At 60.0% G+C, this 21,159-nt stretch carries 19 protein-coding genes and 1 pseudogene; 4 read left to right on the top strand and 16 right to left on the bottom strand.

Annotated elements, in window-relative coordinates; translation table 11 throughout:
* Nucleotides 1-10 precede the first annotated feature (10 nt).
* Entirely contained in the window at nucleotides 11-1,273 is a 1,263-nt protein-coding gene (gene fabF, locus ACQR0W_RS04600; RefSeq protein WP_316169279.1) for a beta-ketoacyl-ACP synthase II, read from the top strand.
* An 81-nt stretch (nucleotides 1,274-1,354) separates the two neighbouring features.
* Here the strand turns inward: fabF and ACQR0W_RS04595 are convergent, their stop codons facing one another.
* The 11 genes and pseudogenes from ACQR0W_RS04595 to ACQR0W_RS04545 form a co-directional block, all read right to left on the bottom strand.
* Nucleotides 1,355-1,903 (bottom strand): winged helix-turn-helix transcriptional regulator, encoded by a 549-nt coding sequence (locus ACQR0W_RS04595; RefSeq protein ID WP_316169280.1) that lies wholly within the window; start codon nucleotides 1,901-1,903, stop codon nucleotides 1,355-1,357.
* 110 nt (nucleotides 1,904-2,013) lie between these two features.
* Nucleotides 2,014-3,279 carry a CaiB/BaiF CoA transferase family protein gene (locus ACQR0W_RS04590; protein WP_315750119.1) on the bottom strand — a complete coding sequence of 422 codons (1,266 nt, stop codon included), beginning with the start codon at nucleotides 3,277-3,279 and terminating at the stop codon, nucleotides 2,014-2,016.
* 1 nt (nucleotide 3,280) lies between these two features.
* The gene (locus tag ACQR0W_RS04585; RefSeq protein WP_316169281.1) at nucleotides 3,281-4,078 is read right to left on the bottom strand and encodes an enoyl-CoA hydratase/isomerase family protein; all 798 of its coding nucleotides are present in this window, start codon (nucleotides 4,076-4,078) and stop codon (nucleotides 3,281-3,283) included.
* A 99-nt stretch (nucleotides 4,079-4,177) separates the two neighbouring features.
* Nucleotides 4,178-4,684: pseudogene (locus tag ACQR0W_RS04580) on the bottom strand (fumarylacetoacetate hydrolase family protein); the annotation flags it as partial.
* A gap of 106 nt (nucleotides 4,685-4,790) precedes the next feature.
* A complete protein-coding gene (locus ACQR0W_RS04575; RefSeq protein ID WP_316169282.1) occupies nucleotides 4,791-5,501 on the bottom strand; it encodes an SDR family NAD(P)-dependent oxidoreductase in 711 nt (236 codons plus the stop codon).
* On the bottom strand, nucleotides 5,498-6,328 hold the full coding sequence (locus ACQR0W_RS04570; RefSeq protein ID WP_315827682.1) for an enoyl-CoA hydratase-related protein: 831 nt from the start codon (nucleotides 6,326-6,328) through the stop codon (nucleotides 5,498-5,500). Before ACQR0W_RS04570 ends, ACQR0W_RS04575 begins: the two co-directional genes overlap by 4 nt.
* 65 nt (nucleotides 6,329-6,393) lie before the next feature.
* The gene (locus ACQR0W_RS04565; RefSeq protein WP_316172582.1) at nucleotides 6,394-7,398 is read right to left on the bottom strand and encodes an NAD(P)H-dependent flavin oxidoreductase; all 1,005 of its coding nucleotides are present in this window, start codon (nucleotides 7,396-7,398) and stop codon (nucleotides 6,394-6,396) included.
* Nucleotides 7,399-7,417: 19 nt separating this feature from the next.
* Nucleotides 7,418-8,602 carry an acetyl-CoA C-acyltransferase gene (locus ACQR0W_RS04560; protein WP_316235235.1) on the bottom strand — a complete coding sequence of 395 codons (1,185 nt, stop codon included), beginning with the start codon at nucleotides 8,600-8,602 and terminating at the stop codon, nucleotides 7,418-7,420.
* 14 nt (nucleotides 8,603-8,616) lie between these two features.
* Nucleotides 8,617-9,756: an acyl-CoA dehydrogenase family protein gene (locus tag ACQR0W_RS04555; protein ID WP_316235236.1), complete on the bottom strand. Its 1,140-nt coding sequence runs from the start codon at nucleotides 9,754-9,756 to the stop codon at nucleotides 8,617-8,619.
* A 24-nt stretch (nucleotides 9,757-9,780) separates the two neighbouring features.
* A complete protein-coding gene (locus ACQR0W_RS04550) occupies nucleotides 9,781-10,962 on the bottom strand; it encodes an acyl-CoA dehydrogenase family protein (protein ID WP_316235237.1) in 1,182 nt (393 codons plus the stop codon).
* Nucleotides 10,963-10,974: 12 nt separating this feature from the next.
* Complete coding sequence (locus ACQR0W_RS04545) at nucleotides 10,975-11,712, bottom strand: SDR family oxidoreductase (protein WP_315714199.1); 738 nt, start codon at nucleotides 11,710-11,712, stop codon at nucleotides 10,975-10,977.
* A gap of 241 nt (nucleotides 11,713-11,953) precedes the next feature.
* Here ACQR0W_RS04545 and ACQR0W_RS04540 point away from each other — a divergent pair, with 241 nt between their 5' ends.
* Both ACQR0W_RS04540 and ACQR0W_RS04535 read left to right on the top strand, forming a co-directional pair.
* The gene (locus tag ACQR0W_RS04540; RefSeq protein WP_434840582.1) at nucleotides 11,954-12,697 is read left to right on the top strand and encodes an SDR family NAD(P)-dependent oxidoreductase; all 744 of its coding nucleotides are present in this window, start codon (nucleotides 11,954-11,956) and stop codon (nucleotides 12,695-12,697) included.
* A gap of 10 nt (nucleotides 12,698-12,707) precedes the next feature.
* The gene (locus ACQR0W_RS04535; RefSeq protein WP_316169625.1) at nucleotides 12,708-13,385 is read left to right on the top strand and encodes a glutathione S-transferase family protein; all 678 of its coding nucleotides are present in this window, start codon (nucleotides 12,708-12,710) and stop codon (nucleotides 13,383-13,385) included.
* Here the strand turns inward: ACQR0W_RS04535 and ACQR0W_RS04530 are convergent.
* Both ACQR0W_RS04530 and ACQR0W_RS04525 read right to left on the bottom strand, forming a co-directional pair.
* A complete protein-coding gene (locus tag ACQR0W_RS04530; RefSeq protein WP_434840581.1) occupies nucleotides 13,382-14,581 on the bottom strand; it encodes a CaiB/BaiF CoA transferase family protein in 1,200 nt (399 codons plus the stop codon). The two genes, ACQR0W_RS04535 and ACQR0W_RS04530, sit on opposite strands and share 4 nt — an antisense overlap.
* A gap of 84 nt (nucleotides 14,582-14,665) precedes the next feature.
* Entirely contained in the window at nucleotides 14,666-15,292 is a 627-nt protein-coding gene (locus tag ACQR0W_RS04525; RefSeq protein WP_315714388.1) for a 2-hydroxychromene-2-carboxylate isomerase, read from the bottom strand.
* Nucleotides 15,293-15,537: 245 nt separating this feature from the next.
* On the opposite strand from ACQR0W_RS04525, the gene ACQR0W_RS04520 reads away from it, so the two are divergent.
* A complete protein-coding gene (locus ACQR0W_RS04520) occupies nucleotides 15,538-16,056 on the top strand; it encodes a winged helix-turn-helix transcriptional regulator (RefSeq protein WP_315714197.1) in 519 nt (172 codons plus the stop codon).
* A gap of 53 nt (nucleotides 16,057-16,109) precedes the next feature.
* Here the strand turns inward: ACQR0W_RS04520 and ACQR0W_RS04515 are convergent, their stop codons facing one another.
* The 3 genes from ACQR0W_RS04515 to ACQR0W_RS04505 all read right to left on the bottom strand — a co-directional run bounded on the left by ACQR0W_RS04515 (nucleotide 16,110) and on the right by ACQR0W_RS04505 (nucleotide 21,112).
* A complete protein-coding gene (locus tag ACQR0W_RS04515; protein ID WP_434840580.1) occupies nucleotides 16,110-17,786 on the bottom strand; it encodes a long-chain fatty acid--CoA ligase in 1,677 nt (558 codons plus the stop codon).
* 63 nt (nucleotides 17,787-17,849) lie between these two features.
* On the bottom strand, nucleotides 17,850-19,052 hold the full coding sequence (locus ACQR0W_RS04510; protein ID WP_434840579.1) for an ABC transporter substrate-binding protein: 1,203 nt from the start codon (nucleotides 19,050-19,052) through the stop codon (nucleotides 17,850-17,852).
* A 629-nt stretch (nucleotides 19,053-19,681) separates the two neighbouring features.
* Nucleotides 19,682-21,112, bottom strand: coding sequence for an aldehyde dehydrogenase family protein (locus ACQR0W_RS04505; protein WP_316235238.1), 1,431 nt, complete (start codon nucleotides 21,110-21,112; stop codon nucleotides 19,682-19,684).
* Between the last annotated feature and the right edge of the window lie 47 nt (nucleotides 21,113-21,159).

Below are 21,159 nucleotides of genomic sequence, written 5' to 3'. Positions count from 1 at the left end.
GGAATCCGTGATGCGCCGAGTCGTCGTTACGGGATTGGGATTGGTATCGCCGGTGGGTTGCGGCAGCGAGCTGGCGTGGTCACGGCTGCTCGCGGCCCGTTCGGGGCTTGCCGCCCTTCCCGAGTGGGCGGCGGCCCTGCCGGCGCGGGTCGCAGGAATGGTGCCGACAAGGGCCAAAGATCAAGAGGGTGGATTCGATCCGGATCTGACCGTCGCGCCTAAGGATCAGCGAAGGATGGATCGCTTCATCCTGTTCGCGCTTGCCGCCGCGGCCGAGGCCATTGCCCAGGCGGAATGGACTCCGTCCGATGCGCATTCGCTCGAGCGCACGGCAACAGTGATCGCTTCCGGCATCGGAGGCTTTCCGGCGATCGTGGAAGCGGTCCGCACCACAGACCAGCGCGGGGTCCGGCGTCTCTCGCCTTTCACCGTGCCGTCCTTTCTCGCAAATCTCGCGGCTGGCCACATCTCGATCCGCTACGGCTTCAAGGGTCCCATCGGCGCGCCGGTCACCGCCTGCGCCGCGAGCGTGCAGGCAATCGGCGATGCCGCACGCCTGATCCGATCTGGAGAAGCCGACGCCGCGGTTTGCGGCGGTTCGGAAGCCTGCATCGATCTCGTGAGCCTGGGCGGGTTCGCCGCTGCGCGTGCGCTTTCGACCGGCTTCAATGAAACGCCCGCCCGCGCTTCCCGTCCCTTCGACCGTGATCGCGATGGCTTTGTCATGGGCGAAGGCGCGGGCGTCCTGGTCATAGAAGAGCTGGAGCATGCGATCCGCCGCGGCGCAAAGCCGATTGCGGAAATCGTCGGCTACGGAACGACGGCAGATGCGTACCACATCACGTCAGGGCCCGAGGACGGCGACGGTGCGCGCCGCGCCATGGAAGGCGCATTGCGGCAGGCCGGCCTCAAACCCGGTGACGTCCAGCACCTCAACGCGCATTCCACGTCAACGCCAGTTGGCGATGTTTCCGAACTGGAGGCGATCAAGGCGGTCTTCGGCCGCGAGGGGCAGATTGCCGTGAGTGCCACCAAATCCGCAACTGGCCATCTGCTCGGAGCGGCCGGCGGAGCGGAAGCAATCTTCACGATTCTGGCGCTGCGCGATCAGGTCGCGCCACCTACTCTCAATCTCGAAACTTGCGATGCCGCCGCGGCAGGTGTCGACCTTGTCGCCGGTCATGCCCGACCCATGACGATGGAGCATGCGATCTCCAACGGTTTCGGCTTTGGAGGCGTCAACGCGAGCATCATCTTTCGGCGCTGGCAGTAGCGGGGCTCAGCTCCGGTAAAAGCGGAGCGGGCCACGGCTGCTGCGTTCCGCCGGCCGCCTTAGCCACATCTTGGCAAGCCGCTACTTCCGCTTTCGTCTTTGGGCGCTTGCCCTCACACCAGCCGAGGCTTCCGCAGAAGCCGTGCCACCAAATCGCTTGCGATTGAAGGGAACGGCGCCCGAGCCCGGCACCACTTCGACGTCCTCGAGCCGCAGAGGCTTGCCGCTGGACGTCCGCAGTACGGGAAATTCAATCGGGCGCCCAGCGACACGATCGCGGAAGACGACCTGCGGTCCCTCAGGCTCTGCGAGCCAATCATCGCCCCACTTCTTGAGAGCCAGGTAGGCCGGAAAGAAAGCGCGCCCCTTCTCGGTCAGCACGTACTCGTATCGTCCGGAATGTTCGGGCAGCGGCACGCGCGTCATCACACCAGCATCGACGAACTTCCTCAAGCGATTGCTCAAGATATTGGGAGCAATGCCAATGTAGTGTTCGAACTCATCGAACCGCTTCACGCCATAATAGGCTTCACGGAGAATCAGGATGGACCAGCGGTCGCCGACCACCTCCATGGCACGGGCCATGGAGCATTCCTTATTGGCAAGACGGCTCTGCTTCGCACCGGACATCGTTTTCCTGAGCTTCGAATTCAGCTCATACCATATTGAGCGGAATCCCAGTATGTCCAGTGCCGGCTAGGGGGTTGCAAACCTTCGCAGCCGAATGGTTCTCTCGTATCTCAGGCCGCACGGCCCGACTCGGCCGGCGGCTTGACGCCAATCTCGGGCTCCAGAGCGCGGGGATGCGTGACCAGCACACCCGCTTCGCTCAAGCGTCTCAGTTCCTCCTGGCTCACGCCCAGTTCGCTGAACACCTCGAAATTGTGCTCTCCCTGGAACGCAGGTGCTCCGATCGGCTTCAACTCCTCCGCCGAGAACCGCCACGGCCGACCCGGCAGTCGATATTCGCCGCCGCTGCGGTCCGGCACGTGCTGCACTGCGCCCCAATAATCGCTCCATTCCGACGCGCTTAGTTCCTTGATCGAGCGGATCTCGCCCATCGCGATCTTGGCTTCGTCGAATTGGGCATCGAGCGTCGCCATGTCGGGGAAGGTCAAGATCCACGACTGGATGATCTGGTGCAGCACACCGAAATTCAAGCGACGCGCGGCCGCGCTCGCAAAGCGCGGGTCGTCCATCAAATCCACGCGACGCATCGCGCGCAGCCAGGATGGGAAGGTCCGGCTGCCGATAATGCTCGTCGCAACCGTGAAATGCTCTCCATTAGGTCCGGTAAAGAATGAGCAGTCCGTCGCGCCGAGCACGGCGGGCTCGGCTCCAATATCATCGTCGGAAAGATCGACATGTGCACGTTCGTTGACCGCGAGCAGTGTCGCAGCCATCGCGACATCGATATATTGGCCCTGACCTGTCCTTTGGCGGCTATTCAGCGCGCCAAGAATCGCGATGGTGGCCTGCAGGCCGGCGTAGACGTCCGCGTGCGAGAGGCTGTCCGTGCGCGGTTCAGTCAACGCCTCTCCATAGTGACGAATGCTGTTTTCGGTGAAGCCGGCCTCGGCCTGCACGGTCGGCGCATAGGCCATCCGGCTGCGCCAGGGTCCGCCCTGGCCATAGCCGGTGATCGAGGCATATACCAATCGCGGATTGCGCTTGGACAGGGTTTCATAATCAAGGCCGAAGAAGCCAAGCGTGCCCGCGCGGAAGTTTTCCACGACGACATCGGCGGTATCGCAGAGCTTCAGTGCGAGTTCATAAGCACCGGGAACATTGAGATTGATGCTGACGTTGCGTTTACCGGCGTTCTGCTGCGCGTAATAGCCCGACATCCCGTCGGTTGAGGGAAACGCGAAGCGTGAGACGTCCGGGCTTGGCGGCTCCACCTTGATGACCTCGGCACCGAGATCCTGCAAGGTTCGCGCGCATAAGGGGCCTGCCAACACACGGGAGAAGTCGACGACACGGATTCCGTTGAGAGGACCGCCCATGTCAGCGCCCCGCGAACTTGGCGAGACCCGGGCCGTTCTTGCGGAATGACGCAAGACCGGTTTTCAGATCTTCCGATGCCCAGATCGGCGCCTGCACTCTTGCCATCGCTTCGTCTGCCGCCACCACACCGTCGTTGACCGCAATATGCACAAGCTCCTTGGTCGCCGCGTGCGCTACCGTCGGCCCCTGCGCGAACTCCTCCGCGATAGACATCGTCGCCTTTTCCAAGGATTCCTCGGGCACGGTAAGATTAATCAGGCCCCACTTCTCCAATGTCGGCGCATCGTAGCGCCGTGCCAGCATCGACATCTCTTTGGCTCGCTGTGCCCCGATCCGCTGAACTTGCCGCTGGATTCCGCCAAGTAGCGGATGCAACCCAAGCGTCGCCTCGACCGAGCCGATCTTTGCTGACGAAGCCGCGATGACATAGTCGCATGACAGCGCGAGCTCGAGCCCGCCGCCGAGGCAAACGCCATGAACGCTGGCGATCAACGGAATCGGCAATAATTCCATGAAGCGGAGGAACTCGACGCCGCTCAGCAGCCGATTTTCACCGCTCTGATCAGATGTGCCCGCCGCTACGCGCTTGTCAAAGATGTCCAGGTCGGCGCCGGCAGAAAAGTGGCGCAATCCGCTTCTGATCACGATGGCACGGCTACCCGCCTTTCGCGATGCTTCCACCTGCTCCACGATAGCGTTGATGAGCTTCGGGCCGAGCAGATTGTACGGCCGGTAAACCATCGTCAAAACGGAGATATTGCCACGCTCCTCGCGCGCAACCATCGCTTCCTCGGACAAAGTTGCCTCCTGTTTTCCGGCCCCGCACCTGCAGATGCACACTCCGGCCCTTGCAGGCACAATACATGATGACTTGCGTTTTGCCAGTCGTCATCGATATCAACCAGTCCGGCGTTCCACGCGGTTCTTCAGGATGCCGATCTTCTCGACTTCGAGCTCAATGCTCTCTCCATGCTCGAGGTACCAGCCGAGTTCGAGGCCGCAGCCATTGCCAACCGTGCCGGACTCGATGAACTCGCCGGGCATCAACGTCTCATCCAGGGTGACGTGTGCAATGATTTCCTCGAACGAGAAAAGCACGCCTTCGCTGGTACCTTGAGAACGAAGTTCTCAGTTCACGCGAGCTTCCATCCTGAGTTTGTAGGAGTCGTCAATTTCGTCAGGCGTGACGATCCAGGGTCCCAGCACATTGCCCCCATCAAAGCTTTTACCCTTGGCCGGCCCGAGCCGGCCTGCCATCTCTATGAGCTGGACATCTCGCGTGGAAAAATCATTGAAAATCGTGTAGCCAAATATGTGATCGCGCGCCTTCGCAGCCATGTTCGCGCCTTTACGCTTAGTGACGAATCCGAACGCCAGTTCGTAGTCCATCACCTTCCTGCACCGTGAAGCGGAGCATAGGCCACGGCTTGCAATTGCACGTCATGACGCTGAGAAATTTCAGGTGCCCACGGGCCCGCCTCCCATGAATGAGGCACCGGCTTGACGGCGATCACCACCTTTCCTGGGAGGTACGGACATCAACTTCAAACGACCATGCTCGCGGTGATTGCCGGTAGAGGAACGCAAATGCGTCGACTATGCCCTCGATACTGACCAGGCTGTTCTCCCGCTGGGCTGCGTCGGGTATGCGCTTGAAGATCTTGTCACCGGCGATGGCTCCGTCGACAACGACGTGCCCTACATGGATCCCTTCGCTGGCATATTCCTTTGCCATGGCCTGCGCGAGAATCCGCAGGCCAGCTTTCGCCGAATTGAACGCGCCATACCCCGCTTTTCCGCGCAGCGAAGCACTGGCGCCGGTAAACAAAAGCGTGCCGGCCTTGTTCGGCAGCATGCGGCGAACGGCCTCGCGGCCAAACAGGAACCCACCGAAGCAGACGACACGCCAGCTTTGCTCGAAGTACCCCGCTTCCATCTCCAGAATACGTCCGGGTGTGTTGTTGCCCGCATTATAGATCGCCAGATCGAGTTCATCGCCGGCTCTGTCGAACATTGCTACTACATCGGCTTCGTTCGTCGCATCCGCCACTATCGGGAGAGCCTGTCCGCCCGATGAGGTAATGTCATTTGCGATCGTCTCGAGCGCGAGTTTCGTACGGCCGGCGACTATCACCCTCAAACCTTCAGCGGCGAATCTCTTGCACAACTGGGCCCCCAGTCCCCGCTCTGGGCCCACTCCGATGACAATTGCTGTCTTCATGGAATGCCTCGAAAATCAGGCGCGCGCTTCTCGATGAACGCCTTTACGGCTTCAGCATGCTGTGCAGTCTCCGCCGCCATGACCATGTTTTTGGCTTCATGGTCCAGCGATGTCACAAAATCTGTCGACAGCGCCAGATCGAGATTGTCTTTGATCGCTGCATACGCATGGGCCGGACCATTCGCGAGTGTTCTTGCGATGACAAACGCTTCGCTTAGCAGATCTGCATCGGGTACTACGCGGTTGACAAGGCCCAACGCCTCGCAGCGGCGGGCATCGATCCGTTCTGACAAATACATCAGCTCTCGCGCGCGCGCCGTTCCGGCCAACCGGGTCAGCAGCCAGGAAATTCCGTAGTCTCCGGTCAATGCAATCTTGGCATAACCAGTAGTCATTAAGGCAGATTCGGAGGCAATCCGGATATCGCAAGCAAGCGCGATGGCAAGGCCGGCGCCGGCGGCCGGCCCCGGAAGCGCCGCGATCGTTGGCTTGCGGACAGAAACAAGCGCCCCGGTCAGCGTCCGCTGCCCTTCCAGCAGGCGTACGACCTTGTCTCCATAGGCCATGGGCCTCGTGGACGACTTTGTGCCCATACCCTTGACATCACCGCCGGAGCAAAACGCGGTGCCGGCGCCGGTGATCAGCAGAGCGCCGACATCAGGATCGCTGCCAGTTTGCCTGATCATCCGGCGCAGCGCCGGCGTCAAGTGGTCCGATAGTGAATTCCGCGCTTCGGGCCGGTTCAGCGTGATAATGGCAACGCGATCTCGGACCGAACAGAGTAGTTCGTTCGTTCCAGTGTCGATCGAAATTGATCCATCGGTCATGATACGCAGCCTCCCGGCCCAGGACCATCAGCAATCCGCCACCTCGTTAGCGGACGTCTGTCGCCTCAAGCCCCCTTTCGGACGGAATTTTCGTCGGCGTCGAGGAAGCCGGTTAGTCGCTGACGGATGATCGCATCCGCATCGGTCATGATGCGATCGATCAGTTCCTTCACCGTTGGAATGTCATGGATGAGGCCGACGACCATGCCGCAGCTCCAGGCCCCGGCATCCATGTCGCCATCGATCATGACCCTGGGGTAGACGCCCGCGACCTGGTCGAGGATGTCCTCGATCTTCAGGCTCTTGCCCTTTTCACGCTCGATCTCCAGCAGGCGATCGACGCCCTTGTTCTTCAACACACGCTCGGTGTTGCGCAAGTTGCGCATTACAAGGCGGGTGTCGAGTTCGGTAGCTTCCAACAGCGCGTTCTTGACGTTGTCGTGCACCGGCGCTTCCTTGGTAGCGATGAAACGCGTGCCCATATTGATGCCTGCCGCGCCCATCGCCAGCGCCGCGACCAGGCTGCGGGCATCCGCCATGCCGCCCGAGGCCACGAATGGGATCGACAACTCATCGGCGGCGCGCGGCAACAGGATCATGTTGGGCATGTCGTCTTCGCCGGGATGACCGCCGCATTCGAAACCGTCGACGCTGACGGCGTCGCACCCGATTTCCTGGGCTTTGAGCGAATGCCGGACGGACGTGCACTTGTGGATCACCTTGATGCCAGCCGCCTTGAGCGCTGGCATGTATTGCTCGGGACTGCGGCCCGCGGTCTCGACGGCCCTGACGCCGCCTTCGGCGATGGCTTGAATGTATTCGGGATAGGGTGGCGCCGAAAAGGTCGGCAGGAAGGTGAGGTTTACGCCGAACGGCTTGTCCGTCATATCGCGGCAGCGCGCGATCTCCTTGGCCAACAGCTCCGGCGTCTTCTGCGTCAAGCCGGTGATGATGCCAAGGCCGCCGGCGTTGGACACCGCTGCAGCCAGTTCGGCAAAGCCGACATAATGCATGCCGCCCTGAATAATCGGATGCTGGATGCCAAATAGTTCAGTGATAGCTGTCTTCACGTAAGCCTCCAGTTTCCGATCAGTGCACGATCTCGAAAAGTCCGGCCGCGCCCATACCGCCGCCGATGCACATCGTCACCACGCCGAATTTCGCTTTGCGGCGCCGGCCCTCGATCAGGATATGGCCGGCCAGTCGCGAGCCCGTCATGCCATAGGGGTGGCCGATGGCGATCGCCCCACCATTGACGTTCAATTTGTCCGGATCAATGCCCAGCTTGTCGCGGCAGTAGATCACCTGAACCGCATAGGCCTCGTTCAGCTCCCACAGATCGATATCGTCGATTCGCAAGCCGTGCCGTTTCAGCAAGCGAGGGATCGCGGCCACCGGCCCGACACCCATCTCGTCGGGCTCGACACCCGCGGCGACGAAGCCGCGGAAAATGCCAAGCGGTTGGATTCCCTTCTTTGCAGCAATCTTGTCGCTCATGATTACGCAAGCCGACGCGCCATCGGAGAGCTGGCTGGCATTGCCGGCGCTGATGGTCTTGCCTTCGAACACCGGCTTGATCTTGGCCAAGCCCTCGGCCGTGGTCTCCGGGCGCGGACCTTCGTCTTGTGCCAGGGTAACCTCGTGGTAGGAGATCTCCTTGGTGTCCTTGTCGACGACAGCCATTTTCGTCGTGATCGGAACGATCTCGTCACTGAAGCGCCCACCCTGCAGCGCGGCTCCGACGCGACGCTGGCATTCGAGCGAATATTCATCCTGGCGGTCGCGCCCGATCTTGTAGCGCTCGGCGACCACTTCGGCGGTCTCCAGCATCGACATGTACATTTCCGGCTTCATCGCCATCAAATCGGCGTCGACAGCGTGAAACTTGTTCATATACTCGTTCTGGACGAGGCTGATGGATTCGATGCCGCCTCCGATGGCGACATCGACGCCGTCAAGCATGATCGAGCGCGCGGCGACCGCGATGGCCTGCAAGCCGGATGCGCATTGCCGATCAATGGTCGTGCCGGCAACCGTCACCGGCAATCCGGCACGGATCGCGCCTTTGCGAGCGACGTTCATAACCATGGTACCCTGCTGCATCGCGCAACCCATCACGATGTCCTCGACTTCGCCGGGCTCGATCTTGGCGCGCCTGACGGCTTCCGCGATCACATGGCCCGCCATGGTCGGTCCGTCGGTGTTGTTCAACGCCCCGCGGTAGGCCTTCCCGACCCCGGTGCGCGCGGTCGATACGATGACTGCTTCTGTCATATTTTGCCTCTGATTTAAGCGGCCGCATCGGTCTGCGCATAGCGCAGAACATGGAATGCGGGATCGCCGTACTGGATGTTGATGGAAGAAATCCGCTTGAAGTAGTGGCCGACATTGAGCTCGTCGCTCATGCCCATGCCGCCATGCAGTTGCACGGCCTGATCGGCCACGAATCTAGCGGCGTAGCCGACCTTTGCCTTGGCTCCCGACGCCAGTCTCGATAGGCCCGATTCGTTTGCCGCCAGACCTAAGTTGAGATGCTGCATCAGGGACACCGCTTCCTGATGCGCGATGAACATGTCTACCATCCGATGCTGCAAAACCTGGAAGGTGCCGAGCGCCACGCCGAACTGCTTTCGCGTCTTGGTGTATTCCAGCGTCGCCGAGTTCAATTCGGCCATCGCGCCGACGGCCTCGGCACACAGCGCGCCAATGACGCGTTCGGAAATCGCCTCTAGCGCGCCAGCGCCCCCTCCTTCTTCGCCTAGCAAGCTATCGTTGCCGACGCGCACGTCCTTGAGGCTGACCTCGGCCGCTCGGCGGCCGTCGATCGTCTTGAAGCCTTGCAGGTGAAGATTGGCGGCGCGACGATCAACGATGAACAGACTGACGCCTTCCGAATCGAGACGGTGGCCCGAGGTGCGTGCTGAGACGATCAGGTAATCCGCCCAGGGGGCCGCGATCGCGACCGCCTTTTCGCCGTTCAGGACATAGTCACTACCTTCGCGGCGCGCCGTTGTGGTGACGTCAGCGAAATCGTAGCGCGAGCCCTTTTCGGCCCAGGCCAGCGCCCAGATTGATTTCCCGGAGATGATGTTGGGAATGAACTGATCCCTCTGTGCAGGCGAGGCTTCACTCTCGATCAGGCCGCCGGCCAGAACGACCGTCTCCAAAAATGGCTCGACCACGAGGTGACGGCCGAATTCCTGCATCACGATCATGGTCGCCAGGGGGCCACCGCCGAGGCCGCCCGCATCCTCCGAAAAAGGTGCGGCAAGCAGGCCGAGTTCGGCGAACGAGGCCCAGTGCTTGCGACTGAAGCCTTCTTCGCTGGCTACGATCTTGCGACGCGCTTCGAAGTCGTATCGATCCCGCAGAAGCCGCTGCACGCTGGACCGCAATAGTTCCTGCTCTTCCGTGAACTGAATATCCATCCGATCCCCCGTACTCCGCTCGGCCTAAAGTCCGAGCACGGCCTTGGCGATGATGTTGCGCTGGATCTCGTTCGATCCGCCGTAGATCGAGAGCTTGCGTGAATTCAGGTACTTCTCGGACGCAGTATGACCGTAGGCCGGGCCCGGCATGAAGTGGTTGGCACTGACGGGATGCTCCCGGATCGCCAGACCGTAATTACCGATTGCCCGGTGCGTCAGCTCGGTGATGTTCTGGAAGATCTCGGTACCCCGAATCTTGAACAACGACGCGGCGGCGCCTGGATCGATCCCGCGGGCCATTTGTGCCACCACGCGAAGCTCGGTTGCTTCCAAGGCCAACACGTCCAGCTCGATCCGTGCGATATCCCGCACGAATTCGAGATACGTCGGATCTTCTTCGGGAATCTCGGTCTTCACGATTTGCTTCAGCCGATCCAGGTAGCGCGTCGAACGGCCGATGCCGGCCATACTGGTGCGCTCGTTTCCGAGCAGGAATTTTGCGTAGGTCCAGCCCTTATTCTCCTCACCGATCAGGTTTTCGATCGGAACGCGGACATTTTCCAGGAAGACGTCATTGACCTCGTGGCTGCCGTCGATGGTGATGATCGGGCGCACGGTCACGCCGGGCGATTTCATATCGATCAGGAGAAAGGATATGCCGGCCTGCGGTTTAGCCGCCGGGTCGGTCCGCACCAGGCAAAAGATCCAGTCGGCGTGCTGCGCCAGCGTCGTCCAGGTCTTGTGGCCGTTGACGACGTAATGGTCGCCATCACGTACGGCCTTGGTTCTGACCGACGCAAGGTCCGATCCTGAGCCGGGCTCCGAATAACCCTGACACCACCAGTCCTCGCCGGAGAGAATGCGCGGCAGGAATTTCTCCTTCTGCGCCTTGCTACCGAAAGTGTAGATGACGGGCCCGACCATGGTGACGCTGAATGCCAAAGGCGGCAGCGTCCCGGCTCGGCTGGTTTCCTGCTCGAAGATGAAGCGCTGCGTGATCGACCAGCCGGGCCCACCATATTCCTTCGGCCACAGCGGCGCGATCCAGCCCTTCTTGTAGAGGATGCGATGCCAAAGGAGCGTCTGCTCCTTGGTCAGGTCGGTCTCCGGGTTCGGCACCCGCATTTCCTGCGGATAGTGCTCCACGATGAATGCACGCACTTCATCGCGGAAAGCAGCATCCTCTTTCGAAAGCTTAAGCTCCATCGAAAGGCCTCGTTACCACTTTTCGCCGAACGGTCGAATTTCCATCTCGAACGTCCACGCGCTGCGGGGCTGTTGATAGAGCTGCCAATACGATTCTGCGACGGAAGCTGGGGGCATCAGCAGGTCGGGATTGTCCAGTGCATTCGGCCCAAGCGCCTCGATCCGTCTCTGGCGAACCCATTCGGTATCGACGCCGGAATCGATGACGAGGTGCGCGACGTGGATGTTCTTGGGGCCCAATTCGCGCGCGATCGCCTGCGCAACCGCGCGAAGGCCAAACTTTGCGCTGGCGAACGCCGCATAGCCCGTTCCGCCGCGGAGACTGGCGGTCGCGCCTGTGAAGAAGATGTTGCCCTTGCCGCGGGGCAGCATCAGCCGCGCGGCTTCGCGCCCCGCGAGAAAACCGGAATAGCACGCCATTTCCCAAACTTTGCGGAACACCCGTTCAGTGGTGTCGAGAATGGGAAAATTGACATTGGCGCCGATGTTGAAGATGCAGACCTCGAGCGGAGCGTGCTTGTCGGCATCGCCGAGGAATGAAACGATCTCATCTTCCTTGCGCGCGTCGAGCGAACGCGCATGAATCTCGCCCCCTGCCTTCTCGATTTCCTTGACCAAGGGCTCCAGCTTGTCGCCGTTGCGGCGACCTGCGAAGACCGTGAAGCCTTCCGAAGCAAATTTCTTCGCGATCTCCGCACCGATATAGTCACCGGCGCCGATCACAGCGACGGTCGCGCTCCGCTTTTGCATGGCTCTTCCTCCGATCAGGCTAGATCTGGCGTCTTTGGCTTAGCGCCGGCAGCCCGCTCAGTCACCGCATCTAACGAGGATTGAACGTTCTTTTTTAGAACTAGTCAATCGACATTTTCAGATTGATTTACCTGGCCTGTGCATCGAAACTAGTTCTTTCACTCGCAGACGCCGTTTACAGCATCGTCGACACAGTCTATTTACACAGTTTCAAATACGAACTTATGGGGGAGGAATTGAGATGGCGAGAGCCCGCGGAGTGGCGATACTTGTCGGCGCTGGCGACGCGATCGGGGCGGCCGTCGCCCGCCGCTTTGCGAAGGGCGGATATACCGTTTGTATCTGCAGGCGAGAGGCAGCAAAATCGCAGGCGCTTGTGGCGGAGCTGAGAGCGGCGGGTCACAGGATTCACGCCTTTAGTGTCGATGCTCGCCAGGAATCCGGGGTTCAGGAAATATTCGCGCGCATCGAGAAGGAGATCGGGCCAATCGAGGTCTGCCTTTTCAACGCCGGATCGAACGTCAACAAGCCTTTACTGGAGACAACCGAGAAGCTGTTCTCTAAAGCGTGGGAACTCGCCTGTTACGCCGGATTTCTGGTCGGCCGCGAGGCCGCACGCTACATGGTATCGCGCGGTCGGGGCAGCATCCTGTTCACCGGCGCGACCGCCAGCCTCCGCGGCGGAGCGGGCTATGCGGCCTTCGCCAGCGCGAAATTCGGTCTACGCGCTGTCGCGCAGTCAATGGCCCGGGAATTGGGCCCAAAAAATATCCACGTGGTGCACCTCATTATCGATGCCGGCGTCGACAGCCCGGCGATCCATGCCCGCATGAAGGCGGCTAAAGGCATGGAGGCGAGCGAGATTCCACCGGACAGCCTGACGAAAACATCATCGATCGCGGAAGCCTATTGGTTCGCGCACGAGCAGACCCGAGATGGCTGGACCCATGAACTCGACCTCCGTCCTTCCGCGGAGAAATGGTGAGATGGACACCATGCCGAATCTGACGCTGTGGGGAGCAGGCACCAGCCGGACCGTACGGGCGCACTGGGCGATGTACGAGCTCGGTCTCGCCTACACGAGCAAGCCGATCGGGCCGCGTACTGGGGAAACCAAGACGGCGGAATATACCGCGCTCAATCCGCGGCAGAAGGTCCCGCTGCTACAGGACGGCGATTTCTGCATCGGCGAGAGTGCCGCTATCGTCGCGTACCTGTCACGCACTTACTCCACGCGGGACCGGGCGCTGATCCCAGAAAAGCAGCGCGACTATGCTGCCTGGCTGGAATGGTGCTTCTTCATCGTTGCAGAGCTTGATTCCACTAGCCTCTATGTAATGCGGCGCCATCGGGCAGATGGGCTTGGCACCATCTACGGCATTGCTCCCGAAGTCGTCGCCAGGGCAGGCGAGTATTTCCGCGAGCAATTGCGCCATGTGGAGGTCGCGCTTGCCGATGGACGCCGATACCTGATGGGCGATCAGTTCACCAGCGCCGATATCCTGCTGACCACGTGTCTCGAATGGGCGATCACCTATGAGGTGGGCGTCTGCGATAACGCCCTGCCCTATCTGGAGCGCATCCACGCCCGGCCTGCCTATCGGCTCGGCCAGGAAGCTAACATTCCGCTCGTTCCAATTACGCCGGTGCTGCCAAAAGCTCCGCCGGCTTAACCCAAGATCCGGACCGATTTTTCGGTCGCCATCTTCTCGATCGCGGCATTGTCATAGCCGAGCGCACCCAGGATCTCGCGCGAATGCTCGCCGATTCGGGGGGCAGGGCCACCGATCGCAGCCGGATTGACTTCGAAGCGAGCGGCCGGCTTGGGCTGTCGAATGCGACCAACACTGGGCTGGTCCAACTCGGCAATGAGATCGCGCGCAATCACCTGCTCGTTGTGAATGATCTCCCCACGGCGCAGGATCGGCGCGCAGGGGACGTCCGCTGCATCGAGCCGTTCCAGCCATTCGGCGGTGTTGTGCTGCGCGATGTATTCAGCCATCTTGTTGATGCGAGCAGTCGCATTGACGGAACGCGCCGCCGGCGTCGCAAAACGTGGGTCGGTGCCAAGCTCCGGATCACCTGTCGCCCGACAAAAGCCCTGCCATTCCGAGTCCGAGATGGTACCGCAAGTGATGTAGCCGTCGCTGGTCTTGAACACGAGGTCGGGGCGATCATTGGGATCGGCCGCAGCAGCCTCGGCGCCCACCACAGTGTATTGCATCATACCTTCTGGCCAGAGGTAGGAGATCATTGCATCCAGCATCGCGACCTGGATGTGATCCCCTTGTCCGCTCTTCTCTCGCGCATAGAGCGCTGCTGCAACCGCTTGTGCCGTCATGACGGCCGTGGTCTTGTCGCAAACGATGGTTCTGATCATCTGTGGCCGGTTGGTCACGGGCTGCGACTGGATGTCGGCGAACCCCGAGAGACCCTGAATGATCGGATCGTAGACGCGCTTCTTGACATAAGGGCCGGTTTCGCCGACGCCGCTGATGGAAACGTAAATCAGCCGCGGATAGCGGCCGCGCAACTCGGCGGCCCCGAGCCCGAGGCGTTCCATCGTGCCGGGCCGAAAATTCTGCACCAGCACGTCGGATTGCGCGACAAGTTTGGCAAGCACCTCGCGACCGGCCTCGCTCTTGACGTCGAGCGCAAGCGAACGCTTGCCACGGTTTGATGAGATGAACAACGCCGAGAACTCACCGCGCTTGTCGATGGTGGCGCGGCTGCGGCGGGTGATGTCGCCACCAATGGGCTCGATCTTGATCACGTCGGCGCCCTGATCGGCCAAAAACATCGTCGCGAACGGACCTGATACCACACCGGTCAGATCGAGCACACGAACTCCGCTAAGCGGCCCTGGCATGACGTTTCCCCTCTCCTGGCTGGTTCTTCCGGCCTTTACGCCAACTCCTTCGGCCAGGCGCATTATCTCGTGCTGCGTTTCGAGTCACGCAATGCTGGCGGCAGGCTGTCGCATCTGCTCGACGATCGATTCCTCGACGTCCCGGAGCTGGTCCTTGCCGAAGAACATCTCCTTGCCGACGAAGAACGTCGGCGAACCGAATGCTCCGCGGTTGACCGCATCCGTGGTCAGGTCGATGAGCCTCTTCTTGACGTCGTCCTGTTGAGCTCGTGCCATCAGCCTGTCGATGTCGAGCCCTGAGGATTTGAAAGCCGCGCGGAACACCTCGACGTCGTCCATCTTCTTCGGATCCTCCCACATGTGATGGTAAGCGGCCCGGAAATACGGCTCGAACATACCCTCGAACTGAGCGGCGACCGCACCGCGCATCAGCATCAGCGTATTCACCGGGAAAAACGGATTTTGCCGAAATGTCGTGATGTTGTGGCGACGGATGAAGCGCTGCGTCTCGAGCGCCATGTATTCGGGCTTGTTCTTGATGCCGTGCAGCGACTCCGCCGGGGACATGTTGCCGGTCGCCTTGTAGATGCCGCCGAGAAGTATCGGCACATAATCAAACTTCACGCCTGTCCGTCGCTCGACGCCAGGTATTGCGCGTTCCGCCAGATAGGCGTTGGGACTGCCGAAATCGAACTGGAATTCAACCTTCAGAGCTGTCACGCCGGCCTCTCCCGCATAGGCATTGTTGAAGTGGTCATGTTTGGTCCGCACGAACCCTATCGCCAACTCTCATACAGTTCTAAAAACGAACTGTCAATAAACTGGCAGTTTCTGCTATTTTGGCCCAGATCGGTTAGAGGTTGTTTGGAACGTAGTCCCTATCTAGAATGGTTCTTGAAAAGACGGTTGCGTCGGCGATTCGAGCGACCCGTCGCTGGAAGAGTGGAGAAGTACGAATGAAGTGGGATGCCCTCGAGGAAGAGCCATGTTCACTGGCGCGAACCATAGGTGTAATTGGCGACCGTTGGACCCTTCTGATTTTACGCGAATGCTTTCTGCGCACCCGACGATTTGAAGGCTTCCAGTCTGCGCTCGGGATCACGCGCCATCTGCTTGCCGAGCGGCTGAAGAAGCTGGTGCGGAACGGCGTGTTGCGGCGAATTCCTTATCAGGATTCACCCAAGCGCCATGAGTACATCCTGACGCAAAAGGGCCTCGATCTCTATCCGATCATGATGGCGCTCGTCCATTGGGGCGACACGCACATGGTCGACGAACGCGGGCGACCTCTGCTGCATGAGCATAAGAAATGCGGCAAGGTCTTCGATCCCGTAATGGTGTGCTCGGAATGCGGCGAACCGCTGTCGGCGAAGGAAGTTCATACCCATCCGGGCCCCGGCGCGCGCGGGAAGCTCGAGAAGGCCTCTCCCGAACAGAAGCCGAGCAAGGCAAGGACGCGCAGACAAGCAGCGTGATCCCGGGCGTTTGCCTTTCGGCGGGGACTGGCGACGGCTCGATGAGGTTCGCATCACGATGCGTTGCTCTGCGCTGAAGTGCCCTGTGGCACTCTTGCACTGTCCCCTCGCGCTGGCGCGGAATAATGCCCTGAGAAGCGTTGGCGTAGCTCCATCTTCTGGATCTTGCCCGTCGCGCCATAGCTGAGCGCGTCAACGAAGACGATATCGTCAGGCATCCACCATTTGGCGATTTTGTTGTCCAGATAGGCCCTGATCGATTGCGCCGTTACGGTCGCTCCGGATGTCGGCACGACGATAAGCAGCGGTCGCTCCTCCCATCTCGGATGAGGAACGCCGATCACGGCCGCCTCCGTGACTCCCGGGCATCCCTTCGCCAGGTTTTCCAGGTCGATGGACGAAATCCATTCACCGCCTGACTTCACAACGTCTTTGGCGCGATCGGTCAGCTGGATGTAATTATCATCATCCATCACAGCGAGATCCCCGGTATTGAACCAGCCGTCCTCCAGCAGGGGCTTGTCCTCCCCGTAGTAACCGCTGATGATCCACGGTCCACGCACCATCAATCGGCCGCTGGATTTTCCGTCGCGTGGCATCTCACTGCCCCGCTCGTCAGCGATCTTGATGTCGACGCCGTAGATCGGCTGCCCCTGGCTGGTCTTGCGTCGAAGCCGATCCTGCGGGGAAAGGCTCGCCGTGCGTCGCGACGGCTGCGAAGACGTACCGCAAGGACTCGTCTCAGTCATGCCCCACAGATGGTTGACCGAGACGCCCAGGCGCTCAAGACCCTCGATCAGGCTAGGCGCGGGCGCCGAACCGGCAACTATGATGCGCTCGAGCGTCCCAGCACCGGTACCCCTGGACTCTAAGTACTGGAGCAGGTTTGAATAGAGTGTCGGGACCCCGGCGGCCATGGTCACGCCTTCCCCGTCGATCAACTCCGCAATGGCGGCGCCGTCCATTTTGGGTCCTGGCAGGACCATCTTGGCACCGACCATGGGAGCTGCATGGGTCAAGCCCCAGGCCCCGTTGGCGTGAAACATCGGGGTCATCGGCAGAAGCGTGTCGCGCGGCGCAATGCCCATTGCGTACGCACCGCAGATGCAGAGGCAATGCAGGATATCCGATCGATGCGAGTAGAGAACGCCCTTGGGATTGCCTGTGGTCCCCGACGTGTAGAACAGGGAGGAGGCCGAAAGTTCGTCGAATACCGGCCATTCAAACTCCTCCTTTCCCAAGTCCACGAATTCCTCGTAGCACAGCAAATTCGGCAGCGTCGTCCTTGGCATGCCGGCTCGATCCGCCATCAGGACAAACATCTTCACGGAGGAAAGCCCGGCCGCCAGCTTCTCCACGAGGGGAAGAAACGAGCTGTCGAAGAACAGGATTTTGTCTTCGGCGTGATTAGCAATGTAGCTGATCTGATCCGGGATAAGCCTCGGGTTGATCGCATGCCATACTGCACCGATTCCCGTGACGCCATGCTCGATCTCGAAATGCCTGAACGTGTTCCAGGCAAGAGTTGCGACACGATCGCCCTGCAAGATGCCATGGCGGGTCAAAGCATCGGCAAGCTTTCTGGTGCGACGCGCCGCATCCCCATACGTATAGCGATGAATCGAGCCCTCCCCGGTGCGCGAAACGATCTCCGTCCGCGAATGGAAGCGCTCCGCATGCTTCAAGAGCGAGGACAGTAGCAAAGGCTGATTCTGCATCAATCCCTTCACGATAACCTCATTTCAGCTGCAGCGATTGACGCCACCGGCGTTAGCGAAACACCACCAACCTCATCACTCCGAGCTGGCATCGAGAACCTCGCTGAATTGATCCCACCGCGTTCCGGTCCAGCGCTGTAGCCTCATTTGCGTGAAATTCATGTTGATCTTGTCGCTTGTATTGACCGTGATCCCAGGCAGCAGCGTGGGAAGCGCGACGTTCTTGAGGTTCTTGGCCTGCCCGATGATGTTTTCGCGCGACAGATCGTCCCCACACTGCTTGAGCAGGCGTTCGAGCAGCATGCCTTGCGTATACCCGAACAGATAGTTCGTGTCGGCGATATCGATTCCGGGCAAATACCGCGCGACAAATGCTCGAAAGTTCTTCATTCCGTCGTTGTTATCCCACTGCGAGTCGGTCGGGTCCATCGCCACCGTTCCAACGATGACGCCTATTGAATTATCGAGACCTGCGGGCTTCAGCGTGGCGCCAACCGAGCTTGATGGGTAGTTCAGTACGATCATCGGTTTCCAACCGATTTCCGCAGCTTTGCGGATTGCCTGCGCCGCGAACTTCGGGGTACCAGCCACCAACAATGCCTCGGCGCCCGAACTCTTGAGACTCACCACCTGCGAATCCACCGTCGGCTCGCTGACCTCGTAGGCAATTGCGACGACCTTCTTGTCGAACTCGTCTTTAAGGACCCCCTTGAAAGCGTTGAGGTAGTCTTTTCCGAGATCATCGTTCTGATACAGGATCGCGTACTTCGCGTTCGGCAGCGTCTTGGTCAGGAACCTGGCGTAGATTTTCCCTTCGGTGTCGAAGCTGACCAGACTGGTCGTCGTCAGCGGAAACTCCGCCACATTCGTGAACTTGTTCGATCCCGAGACGATACCGATCGCCGGCACGCCCCTCGACTTCAGATACTTTGCAGTGGCCGAGTTGCCGGGCGTGCCGAGCTGGCTGAACATGAAGGCCACTTCATCGCTTTCGACGAGCCTTCGTGCATGCTCAACCGCTTTTGGTGGGCTATAGGCATCGTCATACGCAATGTAGTTGACCTTTCGGCCGTTTACTCCGCCGCGGTCGTTAATCGACTGGACATACGCGAGAAGCCCTCGACCAACGAGACCGATCGACGAAGCAGGACCGCTAAAGGGAAAGATGCCCCCGATCCTGATCTCCGTTGGCGTGATCCCCGGCATATCAGCAGCAGAAGCCGATGACCCGAACGCCAGAAGCAGCACCGCGAAAGCAGACCTGAAGAGCCCCAGCATCACTTCCTCCCAAAAATGAGGATTGCATGCCCGAGTGGCACGATCCAACAAAGCGCGGCCTTGATCGACCGTCGTTCCTCGCCGATCTAACGTTCTTTTTTGGAACTAGTCAAGCCACTCGAGTCTTCCCCTCGATCGCCAGAGCGGGACGCATCTGCTCAAGCTCACGACCACCTAGGCGCACGCTCGCTTCGGCTGAAAAAGCACAAAATGAGGTCATTTTTGAACTATTTACTTGTTGCAGCCCGCGACTATGCGTGCGCTGCCCCCTGACCCACCGTACCTCCTGGAGGCTCGCCTTCGAAAGCTGATTTCAATTCTTTTATAGAACTAATTCGGGTCCGACCGGTGGCGAGCAGACGTTCACGCTTTACGCGCCGCAGCCAAGCCACATCTCTCGATCTTGATCGTCCATACCGACTTCGGTTGGCTACTTCGGACGACTAAAGTCGCCGCCGAAAAGCTCGCCCACGATATGAGTTCCCCTCAACGACCATGCGAGGGCTCGGCTCAACTACTACGGACGGGCCGGCGCCGCGCGTTCATCTCCGATCGTGCACGCAACGACCGCCGGCTCTGCTGCTGGGACCTACTGCCGCCGAACGGTTTCGACGCAATATTCGATCCTGTCAGTCCGCCGTCGCATGAATGACAGCCTTGGTCTCGAGGAATTCACTGAAGGCGAGTTCGCCCCATTCACGACCGTTACCGGACATTTTGTATCCGCCGAAAGGAGCTTCGGTATCTTCTGACGCGCCATTAATATAGACCATGCCCGCTTGAAGTCGGTCAGCGACAGCCCGGGCCTTTTCAATGCTCGCCGATTGCACATAAGCGCCGAGCCCGTACACGGTATCGTTGGCGATTGTTACTGCGTCGTCGACGTCCGTGTAGCCGATGATGGCGAGAACAGGTCCGAAAATTTCCTCACGCGCGATGGCCATGGTGTTTTCAACGTCCGCAAACACCGTGGGCTTGACGTAGTATCCGACCTTCATATTTTCCGGGCGCCCCATACCGCCTGTAACGAGCGTGGCGCCCTCATCGATCCCCGTCTTGATCAACCGCTGGATTCGATCCCACTGGCGTTCGGAAACGACGGGACCCATGTACACGTCCGTTTTTGGGTCGCCATAAGTGATCGACGCCACGACCTGTTTTGCAATTTGCTTGGCTCCTTCCATCTGGTTCTGGGGAACCAGCATCCGGGTCGGCGCATGACACGTCTGCCCCGAGTTGAGCATCAGTCGATAAATATTCTCTGTGATCGCGGTTGCGAAATTGGCGTCATCCAAGATGATGTTGGGCGACTTGCCGCCCAACTCCTGATGCACACGCTTCACGGTGTCAGCCGCGCGTTTCGCAACATCAATCCCCGCCGCAGTCGATCCAGTGAAAGAAACCATGTCGACACCGGGATGCGCGGATATGGCGGCTCCGACGGTCGGCCCATCACCGTCGACCAGATTATAGACGCCCTTCGGAACGCCGGCTTCGTGGAAGATCTCCGCGAGGACATGAGCAGTGAACGGGGCAACCTCGGAAGGCTTATGCACGGCGGTGCACCCAGTGGCCAGGGCCGGAACGACCTTGACCATGATTTGGTTGATCGGCCAGTTCCAAGGCGTGATCATTCCGACCACCCCAATAGGCTCACGGCGCACCACTGTGCGCGGTCCCTGCGGATGCTCGAACTCGTAATTCTTCAGGGCATTGATTGCGGTCTGGAGATGCGCAAGGCCAACGCCGGCCTGCAATTCCATCGCGAACTTCGTGGGTGCGCCGAGTTCTTCGGTAAGAGCGGCGCCGAGATCGGCATGGCGCTTCGCGTACACGTTCAAAATGCTGGAAAGGATATCGATCCGCTCCTGGCGGCTGCTGCGGGAGAAGCTGGCAAATGCCGTTCGCGCGGCCTTCACAGCGCGATCGACGTCCGCAGCTGTTCCTAGAGTGATTAATCCTGCCGGCTGCTCGTTGGCGGGATTGATCACGTGGATCGCGTTGCCACCGAGTGGTTCCACCCAGTCACCGTCGATGTAGAATCGGGTATAGTTGCGCATTGAAGACCTTCCCTGATTGACATTTTCGCGTATCGAATCGCCAGCCT

The organism is Bradyrhizobium sp. HKCCYLRH1034 (genome assembly GCF_051168375.1).
Lineage (GTDB): Bacteria > Pseudomonadota > Alphaproteobacteria > Rhizobiales > Xanthobacteraceae > Bradyrhizobium.
Note: the sequence above shows the minus strand (reverse complement) of the source record. Positions and strands in the feature narration are given on the sequence as shown.

What these genes read in the sequence shown, in the direction of transcription:
- fabF (WP_316169279.1), top strand. Translation starts at nt 11, where the DNA reads ATGCGCCGAGTCGTCGTTACGGGATTGGGATTGGTATCGCCGGTGGGT.
- ACQR0W_RS04595 (WP_316169280.1), bottom strand. Translation starts at nt 1,903, where the DNA reads ATGTCCGGTGCGAAGCAGAGCCGTCTTGCCAATAAGGAATGCTCCATG.
- ACQR0W_RS04590 (WP_315750119.1), bottom strand. Translation starts at nt 3,279, where the DNA reads ATGGGCGGTCCTCTCAACGGAATCCGTGTCGTCGACTTCTCCCGTGTG.
- ACQR0W_RS04575 (WP_316169282.1), bottom strand. Translation starts at nt 5,501, where the DNA reads ATGAAGACAGCAATTGTCATCGGAGTGGGCCCAGAGCGGGGACTGGGG.
- ACQR0W_RS04570 (WP_315827682.1), bottom strand. Translation starts at nt 6,328, where the DNA reads ATGACCGATGGATCAATTTCGATCGACACTGGAACGAACGAACTACTC.
- ACQR0W_RS04560 (WP_316235235.1), bottom strand. Translation starts at nt 8,602, where the DNA reads ATGACAGAAGCAGTCATCGTATCGACCGCGCGCACCGGGGTCGGGAAG.
- ACQR0W_RS04555 (WP_316235236.1), bottom strand. Translation starts at nt 9,756, where the DNA reads ATGGATATTCAGTTCACGGAAGAGCAGGAACTATTGCGGTCCAGCGTG.
- ACQR0W_RS04550 (WP_316235237.1), bottom strand. Translation starts at nt 10,962, where the DNA reads ATGGAGCTTAAGCTTTCGAAAGAGGATGCTGCTTTCCGCGATGAAGTG.
- ACQR0W_RS04545 (WP_315714199.1), bottom strand. Translation starts at nt 11,712, where the DNA reads ATGCAAAAGCGGAGCGCGACCGTCGCTGTGATCGGCGCCGGTGACTAT.
- ACQR0W_RS04540 (WP_434840582.1), top strand. Translation starts at nt 11,954, where the DNA reads ATGGCGAGAGCCCGCGGAGTGGCGATACTTGTCGGCGCTGGCGACGCG.
- ACQR0W_RS04535 (WP_316169625.1), top strand. Translation starts at nt 12,708, where the DNA reads ATGCCGAATCTGACGCTGTGGGGAGCAGGCACCAGCCGGACCGTACGG.
- ACQR0W_RS04530 (WP_434840581.1), bottom strand. Translation starts at nt 14,581, where the DNA reads ATGCCAGGGCCGCTTAGCGGAGTTCGTGTGCTCGATCTGACCGGTGTG.
- ACQR0W_RS04520 (WP_315714197.1), top strand. Translation starts at nt 15,538, where the DNA reads ATGAAGTGGGATGCCCTCGAGGAAGAGCCATGTTCACTGGCGCGAACC.
- ACQR0W_RS04510 (WP_434840579.1), bottom strand. Translation starts at nt 19,052, where the DNA reads ATGCTGGGGCTCTTCAGGTCTGCTTTCGCGGTGCTGCTTCTGGCGTTC.
- ACQR0W_RS04505 (WP_316235238.1), bottom strand. Translation starts at nt 21,112, where the DNA reads ATGCGCAACTATACCCGATTCTACATCGACGGTGACTGGGTGGAACCA.